This is a genomic window from Campylobacter concisus (assembly GCF_902460875.1).
Classification (GTDB): domain Bacteria; phylum Campylobacterota; class Campylobacteria; order Campylobacterales; family Campylobacteraceae; genus Campylobacter_A; species Campylobacter_A concisus_AA.
The window spans coordinates 72,301-87,133 of the sequence record NZ_CABPVR010000005.1; the positions used below are offsets into that span (position 1 = coordinate 72,301).

Sequence of the window (14,833 nt, forward strand, 5' to 3'; positions counted from 1 at the left end):
TTAATTTTAACTTAAATTAAAAATTTATTTTTATAGATAAAGAATTTTTATTAAAGATTAAGAATTCGGCTAGTAATATTACTCATATAGAAATATGCAAATATTGCATAGTAAAGGAGAAAATGATGAAAGAAGGCAAAGTCATCTGTCCTTATTGTGGGACGGGCTGTCAAGTAACCTTGCATGTGGAAAATAATGTCGTTCGTGCCGCCACAGGCGTTGAAGACAATCCAGTTAATCAAGGAAATTTATGTTTAAAGGGCTTTTATGGCTGGGATTATGTTGCAAGTCCAGATAGACTAACAAAACCACTTATTAGAAAGAAAAATGGCGTATTTTCAAAGGATGGTGATTTTGAGGAAGCCAGCTGGGACGAGGCGCTTGATCTTGTCGTAGAAAAAATGAAAGAGACCAAAGCAAAATATGGCCCAGACGCATTAGCCGGAAATTTCTCAGCACGCTGCACACTTGAAGATAACTATGTTGCTCAAAAGCTAATGCGTGCTGTTATTGGCACAAATAACGTCGATCACTGCGCTAGAATTTGACACGCTCCGACAGTAGCAGGACTTGCTAAAACAATCGGAAACGGAGCTGCCACAAATAGCTTTACAGAGATTGGCACTTATAGTAACTGTATATTAATGATAGGCTCAAACCCAGAAAATGGCCACCCAATAGCAGCTATGCACATCCAAAGAGCGCTAAACCGCGGCGCAAAACTGATCGTTATCGACCCTATCAAGACTGAGTTTGCAAGTAGAGCAGACATCCACTTGCAGCTAGAGCCTGAGCACAACATCCCAGTTATCAACGCACTTTTATACACTATCATCGAAGAAGGCCTTGTAAATGAGGAATTTGTAAGAGATCACACAATAGGTATCGAGTACGTTAAAGAGGCTGTAAAAGACTATGCCCCAGAGGTTGTAGCTAAATACACAAGGCTAAATCCAGAGGATATCAGAGCGGCTGCTAGAATGTACGCTACGACAAAACCAGCCGTCATCACTCACGGCATGGGCGTAACTCACTTCAACCACGGCGTTGGCGGAGTTTGCGATGTGTCAAATTTATTCTTGATCACTGGTAACATCTGCGAGCTTGGCACAGGCGACTTACCATTACGTGGACAAGAAAATGTTCAAGGCTGCTGCGATATGGGTGTTTTACCAAATATCTTCCCAAATCTTGGCTCAGTCACTGATCCAGAGCAAAGAGCTTGGTTTGAAAAAATGTGGCACCTAGAACCTGGATTTTTGAGCTCAAAAATAGGCGTTCATAAAACCGAAGTACCTGATGCGATCCTTGATGGCAAGGTGCATTTCTTCTGGACTATCGGCGAAAATCCGGTCATCTCTGAGCCAAATACAAATCACTTCTTAAAAGGCATCGCAAATGTCGATTTCTACGTGGTTCAAGACCTATTTTTAACTGAAACATCGCTAAAAGCTGACGTCGTTCTCCCTGGCGTTGCAAGTAGCGAGAAAGAAGGACTTTATACAAACGCAGAGCGCCGCGTACAACACAATGAAGCAGTCATCACACCTCCAGGAGATGCTAGACAAGACTGGTGGATCGTTTGCGAGATCGCACGCCGTTTAGGTGCAACAGAGGGCTTTAACTTCAACTCACCAGAAGAAATTTGGGAAGAAGTTAGAAAATGCGACCCAAGACGATATGGCGGTATGAGTTATTATCGTATCAAAAAATATCACGGACTACACTGGCCATGTCCAAATGAAGATGACATGGGCGGTCAAAGCCTCTATCTTGATAAGAAATTTTTCACACCTGATGGCAAAGGTCGTTTTGTACCATGCCTCTTTGTGGATAAGACCGATAAGATCGAGAGCGCAAAACTTGAGTTTGCTAAGAAGATGAATATGTCGCCTGAGTATCCTATCATGGCTGGCTCAGTCGATGAAAAGACTGACGATGAGTATCCGATACAGCTTCTAACCACTAGAAAGGTCTATCAATACACCGTTGGCACCATGACAAGACGCTCACGTGCCATCGAAGAGGGCGGAGATAGCATCGGACCTATCGCCGAAATGAATCCAGCACTTGCAGCAAGATACGGTTTAAAACAAGGCGACTTCATCAAAGCATGGAGTAGATACGGTTACATCGTCGTAAAAGCTGAAGTAACAGACATCGTGCCTGATGGCATCATCCAGATGACTTTCCACTACTGGGAGAGCTCTTGCAATGAGCTAACAAGCAGCGGTTGGGACTACATCAGTAAGACTCCGACATTTAAAGCAGCTATTCAGATCAAAAAGATCGATGAAGAAGAATTTTTACGAGTTCGCGAACTAAAACGCATAAAATTCCAAACTTCAAAGATCATCTACGATGACTTCCACCACCACGGAAATGCAGCGATAAATGAGTAAATTTAGCGGGTAACTCCCGCTAAATTTCTTTACTACCAAATTTCATAATCCAAAAATTTTGACATTGCGAAGCCAAAAAATCTAAATTTTAACTTCACTATTTGTGGTTAAATTTTATATTAAATACAAAAGCAGATATTTTTAAATTTACTTAAATGCCAAAAAGCTCATAAAATTTCCCCATTTAAATGTGCTCTCGACACGCTTAAAGCCAGCATTTAGGGCTAAGTTTCTATTTTCTTCCTCGGTATATGGCACCAGCACATTTTCAAGTGCCTCTCTTTTTTGAGCAATCTCGTAGCGTGAGTAGCCTTGTGCCTGTTTGTAATCTTCGTAAATTTCTATGACGCTTTTGGTGAGCTTTTTATCATCAAAAATGATCTTTTCACTAAACAAAAAAACTCCATTCTCTTTTAGCCCATCATAAATTTTCTGCACTAGACCAGCTCTTTTTGGTGGTCTAATAAACTGCAAAGTATAGTTTGCTAAAACTGCGTCAAAGCCCACTAGCTCACACTTTAAAATATCATCAAGCAAAAATTTTATCTTTGCTCCATAAGCCTTTGCCTTGTTTTTTGCATTTGCTAGCATCGCCTCAGAGTTATCCACGCCGCTTAGCACGAGGTCGTTTCTAAGGTTGTTTAGCAAAAGCAGGCTATTTGCCGTCGAGCAGCCAAGGTCGCACACTTTTGCTGATTTTGGCAAAATTTTAGCTAGCAGCTTTGTATTTAAATTTGAGCTCACATCGTAAAACGGCACCGAGCGCGAGATCATATCATCAAAAACGCTCGCCACAAAGTCGTCAAACTCGAACTGCTTACTTATAGGCTCTTTAAAAATTTCATCTCTCATATACCAGCTCCGTATCCATCAAAGTATCTCATTGTCTCGTTGCCAAAAAGATCACACACACCAACACAAGCTCTAGCTGCGTTTATATCGCATTTGATCTGTTCTTTTAGCTCGCTAAGATTATTAAATTTTTTATTATCTCTTAGGCGTTTTATAAAACAAACCGCGACATGCCTCGTCACTTTTGGCGCAACCTCGTCTAAGATGTGCGTCTCAACGCTAAAATTTCCGTCCGTGCTAAGCCTATTGCCTATAAATGTGACCGAGCCGTAGGTATATGAGCCCATCCTCGTTCTTGTCGCATAGACGCCCTCGCACGGCAAAAGATAGCTTTTTATATCTAAATTTAGCGTGGCAACCAGCTCTTTTGCACCGATGCCCTGCCCTTTTATCACGTTGCCCTCGATTGAGTACTCCCTGCCTATTAGCCTGTTTGCCTCTTCAATGTTGCCTTGGCGTATCAGCTCTCTGATGGATGAGCTATGCACGCCCATGCCGTCATAACAAACCTCATCAACGACCACTACCTCGCCATCAAAAATTCTTTTCAGATCGTGCTTGTCCCACGCTCTGTTTCTGCCAAATCTAAAATCAAAGCCAACAACGATCTTTTTTAAATTTTTAAAATCATGTTTTAGCAATGTGATAAATTCCTCACCGCTAAGCCCTTTAATAGTGTCAAAATTATACAAAAAGCAAGGGTAGTTTGAGTACTCCGCTCGCTTTAGCTTTGGCGTGATGTTGGCTTTATTCTTATCGATCACGACAAGTCCACCAAACTCGCCTAGCTGCTTTAAAAGTTGTTTATGCCCTCTATGCACGCCGTCAAAGTGCCCGATCGCAACGGCAGTGATATTATCTTTTGTTAAAAGCGTAGAAAAATTCGGCATTTCCCTCTTTCCCTTTTACTTCGCACTCTTTGCAAGCTATCATTTTAAAGCCTAAGCTATTAGCCATCACTTCAAACCTCTTCATCGCTAAATTTATAGCTTTCATATCAGTGACGACGCCTTTTTTATTTCGTTTTACGCCGACACCCACTTCAAATTGTGGCTTAAAAAGCGTGATAATGAGCGAATTCCCACTTGCTAGCTCACAAATGGCAGGCAAAATTTCAGCCAAAGAGATAAAGCTTACATCGCAGGTTATTAGATCAAATTTATCTTGCTCTTGCTTGGCAAACTCTCTGACGTCAGTTTTTTCATAAATTTTCACTCGCTCATCGCTTCTTAAGCTAGCGTCAAGTTGATCTGTGCCAACATCCACACCAGTCACACTTTTTACGCCTTTGCTTAGCAGAATTTGCATAAAGCCACCAGTCGAGCTACCTATATCAAGCGCATTTTTGCCAGTTAGATCAAATTTTACCGTCTCCAAAAAGCTTTTTAGCTTAAGCGCTCCTCGCCCAACGTAAATTTCATCAAGCAGCGAAATTTTAGCCTCACTAACCTCGCTTGAAACCTTGGTGCAAATTTCGCCATTTGTTAGCACCTTGCCAGATTTAATGAGCTCGCTCGCCTTGTTTCTACTTATGTTTAAAACGCTTGCGACGTAGTTATCAAACCTCAAGTTTTAGCCTTTCATATTCGCTCTCATCGATCACTCGCACGCCTAGCTCATTTGCTTTGTCTAGCTTACTGCCAGCCTCCTCGCCAGCTAAGACGAAGTCTGTTTTTTTAGAAACTGAGCTTGAAACCTTTGCGCCAAAACTCTCAAGCTCCGCCTTTATCTCATCTCTTGAGCGGCTTAGCGTGCCAGTTATAACGACCGTTTTGCCACTTAGCGCATTTGAGATACTCTGCGCCTGCGTTACGCTTGGCTGCACGATCTGACTAAGAGCTAAAATTTCGTCCCTATTTACCTCGGCAAAGTCTATCAAGCTGTTTGCCATCTCCACGCCAAAGCCTTCAAGCGAAGTTAGCTCTTCAAAACTAGCATCAAGCCAGCCTAAGCCAAAGCTACTTGCTAGCTTTTTAGCTGCCACCTCGCCGATATGCTCGCAGCCAAGGCCGGTGATAAAGCGAGATAGCTCCGCACCTTTGCTAGCTTCAATGGCATTTAAAAGGTTATTTACTTTTTTCTCCTTAAAGCCCTCAAGCGCAATGAGATCATCAAATTTAAGGCCGTAAATGTCTTTTATGCAGGAAATTAGCCCCTTATCAAATAGCAAATTTACAATCGCATCGCCAAGGCCGTCTATGTTTAGGCATTTTTTCGATGCGTAGTGAATTATTGAGCCCACCACTCTTGCCCTACAGCTTAAATTTTGGCACTTTACAAACACCCCCTCATCAAGTAGGTGCGAGCCACAAACTGGGCAAAATTTAGGTCTCTCTATCGCCTCTTCGCTACCATCTCGCCTATCTTTAAAAACCTTTGTGATCTTTGGTATGACGTCACCTGAGCGGATGATGCCGATATAGTCGTTTTTCATGACGCCAAGGCGCTCTATTTCATCAAAGTTATGAAGCGTGGCGGATTTTACATTTGCACCATCGATATTTACCTCATCAAGCACGCCAACAGGCGTTACTACCCCGCTTCTACCAACCTGAAGTGCAACATCTCTTAGCCTAGTCACCTTTTCAATAGCTGGAAATTTAAACGCCACCATAAATTTTGGAAATTTAACAGTATAGCCCAGCTCTTCACAGCGCGCAAGGTCATTTACACGTATCACCATACCATCCATCATCACGCTCTTTGAGTCACGACTTGCCAAGAGCTCGTTGTATGCAGCCTCAAGCTCGTCTTTTGTTAAAATTTTAAAAAAATCATCTCTTTCAAAGCCAAGATCACGCACAAATTTCATCACTTCACTGTGATCTTTAAGCTCAAGAGTATGCTCGCCCACGCCCCACGGTATGAAAAGTAGCTTTCTTTTAGCAGTCACCGCGCTATCAAGCTGCCTAAGACTTCCTGCGGCTGCGTTTCTAGGGTTTGAAAGTGGTGCCTCACCCTCTTTTACGCGCTCTGCATTTAGTAGCTCAAAGTCATCTTTTCTTATGACGACTTCGCCTCGAATTTCGATAAGTCCTTTGTAGCTAATGCTCTTTGGCACCGAGCTAATGGTCCTTGCATTTTGCGTCACATCCTCGCCAGTAACGCCATCACCCCTAGTTATCGCCCTAACCAAAACACCATTTTCGTAAAGTAAATTTAAGCTCGCTCCATCAAATTTTGGCTCAGCCACAAAGACCAAATCTTCTTTCTCGCCACGCTTTAGCCATGCATCAAGCTCACCTATATCAAAAATATCTTCCATACTCCACATGCGTTTGATGTGATTAGCCTTACTAAAACCCTCTTTTACAGTACCGCCCACGCGTTTTGTAGGTGAAAAGATAGAAATTTCGATTGGATTTGCCTGCTCGAAGGCTAGAACTGCGTGATATAGTGCGTCGTATTCCTCGTCGCTTGCAAGAGGCTCATCGTCGTCGTAGTAGGCCTTTGCCCACACATTTAGCGTATCTACCGCTTTTTCATACTCTTGTTTTGTCATTTTTGCTCCAAATTTACACCGCATTTTATCTTAAACATACTTTATAAATAATCCAAATTTAGCTCATTTTTATCGCACAAATGGACGTTTTTATAGACATTAGCTATCTCGTCCCTGGCCCTCATCAGCGCAAATCCAAGCAAATTTTGCCCTCGCCACTTCATAGGATTGTGCGCATTTTCATCGCTTGCGGCCAAACCTATACCCCAAATTTTATCAACAGGGCTTGCCTCAACCAAAATTTTATCCTTTGTCAAGAGCAAAAACTCTCGCAAAGAGGCATTTTGGCTAAATTTTAAATAGCTCGCATTTAGCACGACGTTAAATTTGACCTCGTCCCAGACCTTAGCATCAAAGCCACGCACCTGCCTGCCAAGCGCCTTCATCTGCGCTGGATCTTTGGCGGATAAAATTTGCTCCAAAGTCTCCTTGTCGCCAAAACACTCGGCCTTTTTCGCCATCATGTACTGCTCGGCGCAAACGTATCTCACCTCATCTTGCCAAAAGCTAGCAGCGTACCACTGGCTTAGGCAGCTGGCACTTATACTTGCGCCCTTTTGATGACCCCAAAATAATAAAAATTTGCCAGCAGCACCTGCGTTGTAGCGCTTTTTTAGCCACGCTAGATCATATCTTGGCTCGCGTTCCCAAAGGTCGGTGACAAAGTCGCCATTTACAAAAAATGTGCTCTCATCAGAACCTAGCCTCTCATCCCAGTATCCACACCACGTTGCAGGCTCAGGAAAAAGCTGCTGATATTGACGCTGCTCATCTTGGCTCAGTGCTTTTAGCCAGTCGTTAAATTTAAACTTATAATCCTCGCCAACGCCCATCCTCCAGCCGATGGAAAATGGATCCATACTTGGAAATTTGATCCAAGGTGGCGGAAGTAAATTTCTCATCTGGCCTCTTTTATCAAATTTAGCCTCGTCCTACCAAAGCGTGGCTTGCTTCATCGCCTCATGCATATCAAAGAGTTGTTTATGCTCGGCCACATCGTGCGTCCTAATGATCTGCGCGCCGTTTTCGAAGGCCTTTAAGTGTAGGTAAAGCGAGCCAGGTAAGCGGTCTTTAACCTCGCTTGGATAATAGTGATTTATGACTGATTTGCGGCTAGTACCAACAAGTAGCGGGCAGTCAAATTTTAAAAAATGCTCCAAATGCTTGATAAGCAATAAATTTTGTTCGGCCGTCTTGCCAAAGCCAATACCCACATCAAGCACAAGCTTTTTAGCGCCAAGCTCTCTTGCAAAGGCTATCTTTTGCTCAAAAAAGTCCGCTATTTCACCGATTAGATCGCTATATTTTGGTGCGACTTGCATAGTCGCAGGATCGCCTTGCATATGCATCATGCAAAACTCAGCGTCATATCGCGCCGCAAGCGTGGCAAGTGAGGCATTTGCCGTGATGTCATTTATCATTTTAAAGCCGTGATTTAGCGCAAATTCAAGGCAATAAGGATCAAAGCTATCAAGGCTAAATTTCGCCTTTTCGTGCAAATTTAACTTGTAAATTTCCTCCACGATATCTTTTATGCGCCTAAATTCCTCTTCGCGACCGCAGTACTCGCTCCCCGGCCTTGAGCTAACGCCACCAAGGTCGATGTAGTCTGCACCTGCTTCTATCATGGCTTCTATTTTTGAGATACCGTTTTGCGTATTTATGCGGCTTTGTTCGTTAAAACTATCGCTATTTATATTTGCAACGCCCATTATAAGAGGCTTTGTTGGCTTTATAAATTTTGTCTCTAAAAAGGCTGCTAAATTTTTAAGTCCAAAGTCTTGCAACTTCTCTTTTTTAGCTAGCTGCCTAAGCTGTGCATTTGTCGCCATAAGCAAGGCTTTATTTAGACTCTCACGGCCCAAAATCGTATCTTTATGCGTCACAAGCTCAGCTCCAACGCTTAGAGCATCTTGCTTTAAAATATTTGCCGCCGGGGTTTTTATCTCATCTATAAATATAAAATTTATCTCGCTCTTTTCGTGCATGAGCTTCGCACCAGCAGGGCTTGGCGAGATGGCTTTGCAAATTTCATCAAAGTCGCTTTTGTTATTTATCTTATAAAATTTCAACGTCGTCCTTTTTGAAATATAGTAAGCAGCAGTGGCGTTAGCACGGCGTGAGACTTGGCATTTAGATCTGCAAGCTTGATAAGCGAGAAAAAATAATCCATCTCATCGCCGCTAAATTTATACCCAGCATCAACTGCCTTTGTCACGATAACGCCAACAAGCTCTTTTAGCTCGTTTTTGCCAAATTTATGAGCTTGTTCGTCTACGATCTTTTGATCGATAAAGCTTGTTAGCTCTTTTAAGCTAAGCGATTTTAAGTTTAGATCAAGAGTCATTTTTGGCTTTTTGGTGAGATTATTTTCTATGAGCATTCTTGATCTAATCGTTGGTAGAAGTAAATTTTTACTCTGCGTTGCTATTATAAATTTGATATTTCTTGGAGGCTCTTCGATGATCTTTAAAAGTGCGTTTTGAGCCTCTGTCCTAAAAGAATTAGCTTGTATTACTAAAATTTTTTCATCTTTTTCAGCAATGTAAGCTTCTGCAATGACCTCTTTTGCGTTTTCTAGCAAAAAATCATCGCTTATAAAAAATCTTAAATTATTAATGCCAAACTCGCTCTCAAGCTTGGCTTTTAAACTTTCAAAATCGCTTGTAACGACGATTTTATTAAGCATTTAGAGTATCACCTTGGCAAAAAGCGCCGCATCGATACTTTTATCAAAAATTTTGCAAAGACTTATTAGCTTAACGTCTAAATTTTCATCACTTGAGCTAAGAGTAAAGCTGTTTTGCGCCTGCTCGTCAAATAGCCACATATAACTATCCTCATCACTTTTGGCTAAATTCGCATATCTATCAAGGCTCTTTCCGATATAAAAAAACAAGTAACCATTTGGAAAAGCAAGACTTAGCATATCTTTTAGAAGCTGCTTTTGTTCATTTGTCTCTATCTCATCAAGCGATGGATAAAGCGATCTTAGGCTAAAAAATGGCAAAAATGGCCTTATGCTTTTTGAATGATTCATCTTTTTTAAAAGATAAATTTCAAACCATCTTCGCTCTTCATCGCTTATAGTTATAAAAGCCCTTCCTTCAAGTAAAAATTTAAGCCTAGATGCGAGCAAAGGCGTCCATTCGACACGCCTTTCCTCCATCCAGCTCATCAAAGGGCCTTCATCCCTAATAGCCTTTAACGTCCACTGAATAAAATCTTGCATTATTTATCTAGCTTATAAGCATCATGAAGTACGCGAACCGCTAGCTCACCATATTTTTGATCAACGATCATTGAAATTTTTATCTCGCTTGTTGAGATCATTTGGATATTTATGCCCTCTTTTGCAAGCGTTTCAAATGCCAAACATGCTACGCCACTATGGCTCTTCATGCCGACGCCAATAACTGAAACTTTCACGATCGCATCATCAAATTCTATATGTTTTGCAGCTGAGAGCTTTTGCATAGTCTCTTTTGCTAGTTCAAGCTCATTTTGTGGCACTGTAAAGCCTAAATTTGTAGTGCCGTCATGTCCTACGTTTTGGATTATCATATCTACGTTTATATTTTCATGAGCTAAAGCTGTAAAAATTTCTGCTGCGATGCCAGGCTTATCAACTACGCCTCTTAGAGTTACTCTTGCTTGATTTTTATCTAGTGCTATTCCGCTTACTAAAACTGCTTCCATATTGTCATCTTCCTTTGCTATTAATGTACCTTCGTTGTGATTAAAGCTACTTCTTGTAATGAGTTTTACATTTAGTTTTTTTGCTAGCTCGACTGAGCGATTTTGTAGTACCTTTGCGCCAGCAGAAGCGAGCTCTAGCATCTCATCATAGCTTATCTTCTCAAGTTTTTTTGCCTTTTTTTCTATCCTTGGATCAGTCGTATAAACGCCATCAACATCGGTAAAAATTTCGCATAGATCAGCATCAAGCGCCCCTGCTAATGCAACTGCACTAAGATCACTGCCGCCTCTACCAAGGGTTGTGATATTACCTTTTTCATCTATCCCCTGAAAACCAGCTACAACCACGATCTTACCAGCCTTTAGCTCGGCTTTTAGCCTAGCAGTCTCTATCCTTTCGATCCTTGCTTTTGTATGAATATCATCAGTAATTATGCCTGCCATCGCACCTGTCATACCCACACACGCATAGCCTTTTGCATTAAGTGCGATCGTTAAAAGCGCGGTCGTTACTTGCTCTCCAGAGCTTAAAAGCATATCAGTGGCGACGCCATCTGGATGTTTTGAAAAATACTCACTATATTCAACCAATTGATTTGTAACTCCGCTCATCGCAGAAACTACCACAACTACGTCTGCATCGCTATTTTTTGTCTCAATGACTCTATTTGCCACAGCTTCGATGCGTTCAAGTGTTCCTACGCTAGTTCCGCCAAATTTTTGAACGATCAACATCAAAAATATCCTTTCTCTTTAAAATAACTCAAAACCTTTTCATAAATAGGCTTTTTAAAGTGATTTATGCCCTCTAAACTTCTACCAAAATCTACAAATTTATACTCGCTAAACTCTGGATGCTCTGTCTTTAAATTTATGCTGGCTCCATTTTTAAGTCTAACCAAAAAATATTTTTGCGTCTGTCCATCAAATGGATAAAATTTCTTTGCCGCATTAGCTGGAAAGTCGTAGCTTAGCCACTCTGGATACTCTTCTAAGATATCGATTTTATCAGTTCCGATCTCTTCTTTAAGCTCCCTTTTTAAAGCCTGCTTTGGACTCTCACCTTCGTCTATTCCGCCTTGAGGAAACTGCCAAATATCATCCATATCCACCCTTTTTGCGACTAAAATTTCACATTTAAATGGATACAAGCTAGACAAAATAACAGCTGCCACATTTGGTCTGTATTTTTTTTGCATGATTTTTCCAAAAATTTTATTTGGGATAATAACTAAAAAGAGTTAAGAGATAGATAAATAAGACTACTTTTTACGCCGTTTGTAGTAAATCACACAGCCGCTAAAAAGTAGCACGCCCACTCCACAAGAAGCCATAAAAAAGATAAATTTTCCAGCCTCTTTGAATGTATATCCAGCGTGCAGATCAAGCATAAATTTATAAATTTCAAAAGATTTTGGCATGGTGTTTTTTAAAATTTCTCCACTTGCCGTATCGACTACAAGTCTAACGCCATCACTCTCACTAGCACCTTTTGGCAAGTAAAAGATCATAAATTTTACGCCATCTTTATTGAGGATAAAATTTAAAGCATCAAACTCATTTCCAAATTTTAAAGTAAAAATTTCATAAGCTTTTTGAAGATTTTCTACCTTTTGCTCATCATTTAGGCTAAAGCCATTTTTGCTAGTAAAATTTGGCTTTTTAAATACCTTCTCTTCGCCACAAATTTGATTTATAACCTTAGCAAAGCTCTCATAAGAAAAGTATAGACCGCTAACACAGATAATAAGCAAAATAGCCCCCAAATAAAGCCCTAAAAATCCATGCAGTGAATATAAAAATGCAAATTTCTTCGCCTTTAGATTTAGCTTAAAGGCGCTAATAAATTTGCTTCTAAATCTCCAAAAATGTATCAGCACCCCAGTTATTAAAATCACAAGTAGTGCAAGCGTCGAAATCGCCACTAGCTCACTTGCAAATTTAGATAAATTTTCATTTTTAAATAGAGCTAATCCTAGATTTTTATGTAAATTTAAAGCTAGCCCTATAAATTTTTCCACGCTATTTTCAGAGACTACCTCGCCTGTATAAGGATCTACTAAGAACGACTTAAACTCGCCACTCTCGCTTGTGCTGCTTACCACATAAGCTCTATTTGCCTCGCCTTTTATCTTTATATAACTAAGGTTAAAATTTGGCCTAGTCTTACTAAAAATTTTTAAAATTTCATCTATTTTTAAAGCACTTTTATTAGTTGCTATGTCTATCTCATCTTTGCTAAAAGCTTCAATTATCTCATCGTGATACGAAATAATCGCTCCACTAATTGAGATTATCAAAAGTGGTAAAGCAAATATAAGAGCTAAAATTAAGTGAAATTTCCGCCAAATTTTAAACATTTTAAAACTTTAAATTAAAGCCAAGTTCGATCTTTTGTCCATCAGCTATTAAAATATCATAGTTGCCTGATCTTGTCGTAAAAAACTCATTAAAGAGATTATAAACGCTTAAGTTTAGGCTGAAATTTTTAGTTACATTGTAGTTTATGCCAAGATCTGCGATCACATAAGCTCTCATGTCATCATCATAGCTAAGCGATTCTTTGGTTCTGCCATAATAATTTATCTGTGACCAGAAATTTAGCCATCTGTTTAGCTCATAATTTGCTCCAAATTTAAATGTATGAAGCGGATAGTTGTTTAAGCTTTTACCAATTTCTGATCCATCTTTTTGTTTTGATTTTGTATAAACATAGCTTTGGTTTAGCCTAAGAGCATTTGTCACCTGCCACTCATTTGTTAGCTCAACTCCGTAAATTTCAGCCTTGCCAATATTTACACTTTCCCAAATTCCGCGGCGGTAAATTTTGCCTTTATGCCTGCAAGGGTTGCCTGGTCTTGGGGTGCAGATACGCTGTGTGCCCAGCATATCCTTAAAGCTTGTATAAAAGCCAGTTAGTGAAGCTTCAAAGCCTTCATTGTTATTATAAACGCTACCAAATTCATAACTTACGCTTGTCTCTGGCTTAAGGCTACTTTTACCAAGCTGTGCTCCAAGTCCTCCAGCAAATGGCAATGCAAGATCTTGTGTGCGTTGCTTGATATCAGGCGTAGCATAACCTGTGCTAACTCCGCCTTTTAAGGCAAAAAAGTCATTTAAGCTATAGATACCATAAATTCTTGGTGAAACGTGCGAGCCATAGTTTTCATCGTAGTTATAGCGAATTCCTGTACTTAAGATAAAATCTTTTGTAAGATGATAATCATCTTCGCCGTAAAGTGAAACATCATATCTTTTTACATTCGCAGCGTCCGCTGTGGTTGCCTTTTCATCTAGCTTTTCTTTTTTGGCATTTAGTCCTAATGTAAAGGCATTATTATCAGTAAAATATGAGCCTTTTGTATCAAAATTTAGAGTCTTTAACGTCAAATTTTGTTGTGCTATCTCTTTTATCTTGCCATAAGATAAATAGCTTTGAAGCAAGATATTATCAAGCCTTGCTTCGTGGCTCAAATTTATCATATCGCCCTTTATTCGCTCAAGATCTACTGAGCTATTATTTGTGCCAGAGGCTAAAGTCTTGCCTTTAGTTCTTTTAAATTTCAGATCGCTTCTTGCAAGCTCAAGCGTAATATCATTATTTTCATTTGGCTTTAAAAAGAGCTTCGCACCAAAATTTCTATCCTTTTGCTCTCTATTTGCATAAGAAATTTTATCTTCTGATTTATTTAAATTTTTACCATAAACAGAAACACTTAAAACATCGTCAATTAGTCCAGAGTGCAAATAAAGGCTATTGTAAAGCTCACCACTTATATTTTTATTTCTAGCAAATTTATAGCTTGAGCCAAGATTTGCACCAAATTCATTACTAAACTCATCTGTAATGATATTTATAACTCCACCTAACGCGTCACTTCCATAAAGCGAACTCATAGGTCCACGTATCACTTCGATACGGCTTATTGCACTTGCTGGCGGAATGAAACTATATGAACCTCCAACGCTTCTAAGCCCTTTATAGGCGTTATCACCAGGTACTGGCATGCCATTTACTAAAATTTTTGTATGTCTTTGAGAAAGACCTCGAATAGAAATTCCTCGTCTATTTGCTGCCCCAAGAGTTGCTCCAAAAAGACTTGGGATATCTTTGGTCATGCTCTCGATATCTTTATGATTTTTCTTTTCTAATGCCTCTTTGGTTATAACGCTAAGCGTTGCTGGTGCGTCTTTGATATTTTGCTCAAATCCTGTCGCACTAACTACTTTAACTTCTGGCAGAACCTTATCTTCATTTGCAAAAAGCGGTAAATTTATAAAAATTGCCGCACAAATAGAAATTTTTAATGCACTTTTCACAAAAACTCCTTATAAAAATTTAATGCGCATTTTACTAAAATTAAATAATCGTTATCAA

13 protein-coding genes are annotated in these 14,833 nt (G+C 40.0%); 1 reads left to right on the forward strand and 12 read right to left on the reverse strand.

What is annotated here, in order from left to right; genetic code table 11:
* The first annotated feature begins 122 nt into the window (after positions 1-122).
* The gene (locus tag F3H01_RS09680) at positions 123-2,402 is read left to right on the forward strand and encodes a molybdopterin oxidoreductase family protein (RefSeq protein ID WP_410470350.1); all 2,280 of its coding nucleotides are present in this window, start codon (positions 123-125) and stop codon (positions 2,400-2,402) included.
* A 147-nt stretch (positions 2,403-2,549) separates the two neighbouring features.
* Here the strand turns inward: F3H01_RS09680 and cmoA are convergent, their stop codons facing one another.
* The 12 genes from cmoA to F3H01_RS03190 all read right to left on the reverse strand — a co-directional run bounded on the left by cmoA (position 2,550) and on the right by F3H01_RS03190 (position 14,775).
* Positions 2,550-3,254: a carboxy-S-adenosyl-L-methionine synthase CmoA gene (gene cmoA, locus F3H01_RS03135; RefSeq protein WP_149724801.1), complete on the reverse strand. Its 705-nt coding sequence runs from the start codon at positions 3,252-3,254 to the stop codon at positions 2,550-2,552.
* Positions 3,251-4,144, reverse strand: coding sequence for a bifunctional riboflavin kinase/FAD synthetase (locus tag F3H01_RS03140; protein WP_149724802.1), 894 nt, complete (start codon positions 4,142-4,144; stop codon positions 3,251-3,253). The genes cmoA and F3H01_RS03140 overlap by 4 nt, the downstream gene beginning before the upstream one ends.
* On the reverse strand, positions 4,110-4,823 hold the full coding sequence (tlyA, locus tag F3H01_RS03145) for a 23S rRNA (cytidine-2'-O)-methyltransferase TlyA (RefSeq protein WP_149724803.1): 714 nt from the start codon (positions 4,821-4,823) through the stop codon (positions 4,110-4,112). Before tlyA ends, F3H01_RS03140 begins: the two co-directional genes overlap by 35 nt.
* Complete coding sequence (ligA, locus tag F3H01_RS03150) at positions 4,813-6,756, reverse strand: NAD-dependent DNA ligase LigA (protein ID WP_149724804.1); 1,944 nt, start codon at positions 6,754-6,756, stop codon at positions 4,813-4,815. Before ligA ends, tlyA begins: the two co-directional genes overlap by 11 nt.
* 41 nt (positions 6,757-6,797) lie before the next feature.
* Positions 6,798-7,658 (reverse strand): riboflavin biosynthesis intermediates N-glycosidase, encoded by an 861-nt coding sequence (gene ybiA, locus F3H01_RS03155; RefSeq protein ID WP_149724805.1) that lies wholly within the window; start codon positions 7,656-7,658, stop codon positions 6,798-6,800.
* A 30-nt stretch (positions 7,659-7,688) separates the two neighbouring features.
* Positions 7,689-8,828, reverse strand: a complete 1,140-nt coding sequence (folP, locus tag F3H01_RS03160; protein WP_149724806.1) for a dihydropteroate synthase — start codon at positions 8,826-8,828, stop codon at positions 7,689-7,691.
* Entirely contained in the window at positions 8,825-9,445 is a 621-nt protein-coding gene (locus F3H01_RS03165) for a DNA polymerase III subunit delta' (protein ID WP_149724807.1), read from the reverse strand. The genes folP and F3H01_RS03165 overlap by 4 nt, the downstream gene beginning before the upstream one ends.
* Positions 9,446-9,988 carry a HobA family DNA replication regulator gene (locus F3H01_RS03170; protein ID WP_072594585.1) on the reverse strand — a complete coding sequence of 181 codons (543 nt, stop codon included), beginning with the start codon at positions 9,986-9,988 and terminating at the stop codon, positions 9,446-9,448.
* Positions 9,988-11,190 carry an aspartate kinase gene (locus F3H01_RS03175; protein WP_149724808.1) on the reverse strand — a complete coding sequence of 401 codons (1,203 nt, stop codon included), beginning with the start codon at positions 11,188-11,190 and terminating at the stop codon, positions 9,988-9,990. Before F3H01_RS03175 ends, F3H01_RS03170 begins: the two co-directional genes overlap by 1 nt.
* Positions 11,190-11,654 (reverse strand): RNA pyrophosphohydrolase, encoded by a 465-nt coding sequence (locus F3H01_RS03180; RefSeq protein ID WP_103618972.1) that lies wholly within the window; start codon positions 11,652-11,654, stop codon positions 11,190-11,192. Before F3H01_RS03180 ends, F3H01_RS03175 begins: the two co-directional genes overlap by 1 nt.
* A gap of 63 nt (positions 11,655-11,717) precedes the next feature.
* Entirely contained in the window at positions 11,718-12,815 is a 1,098-nt protein-coding gene (locus F3H01_RS03185; protein ID WP_149724809.1) for a PepSY-associated TM helix domain-containing protein, read from the reverse strand.
* A gap of 1 nt (position 12,816) precedes the next feature.
* Positions 12,817-14,775, reverse strand: coding sequence for a TonB-dependent receptor domain-containing protein (locus F3H01_RS03190; protein ID WP_149724810.1), 1,959 nt, complete (start codon positions 14,773-14,775; stop codon positions 12,817-12,819).
* Positions 14,776-14,833: the final 58 nt, after the last annotated feature.

Bases quoted from the DNA above. Each gene is read 5' to 3' on its own strand.
- F3H01_RS03185 (WP_149724809.1), bottom strand. From the start codon at position 12,815: ATGTTTAAAATTTGGCGGAAATTTCACTTAATTTTAGCTCTTATATTT.
- F3H01_RS03165 (WP_149724807.1), bottom strand. From the start codon at position 9,445: ATGCTTAATAAAATCGTCGTTACAAGCGATTTTGAAAGTTTAAAAGCC.
- F3H01_RS03180 (WP_103618972.1), bottom strand. From the start codon at position 11,654: ATGCAAAAAAAATACAGACCAAATGTGGCAGCTGTTATTTTGTCTAGC.
- F3H01_RS03140 (WP_149724802.1), bottom strand. From the start codon at position 4,144: ATGCCGAATTTTTCTACGCTTTTAACAAAAGATAATATCACTGCCGTT.
- ybiA (WP_149724805.1), bottom strand. From the start codon at position 7,658: ATGAGAAATTTACTTCCGCCACCTTGGATCAAATTTCCAAGTATGGAT.
- ligA (WP_149724804.1), bottom strand. From the start codon at position 6,756: ATGACAAAACAAGAGTATGAAAAAGCGGTAGATACGCTAAATGTGTGG.
- cmoA (WP_149724801.1), bottom strand. From the start codon at position 3,254: ATGAGAGATGAAATTTTTAAAGAGCCTATAAGTAAGCAGTTCGAGTTT.
- F3H01_RS03175 (WP_149724808.1), bottom strand. From the start codon at position 11,190: ATGTTGATCGTTCAAAAATTTGGCGGAACTAGCGTAGGAACACTTGAA.
- F3H01_RS03170 (WP_072594585.1), bottom strand. From the start codon at position 9,988: ATGCAAGATTTTATTCAGTGGACGTTAAAGGCTATTAGGGATGAAGGC.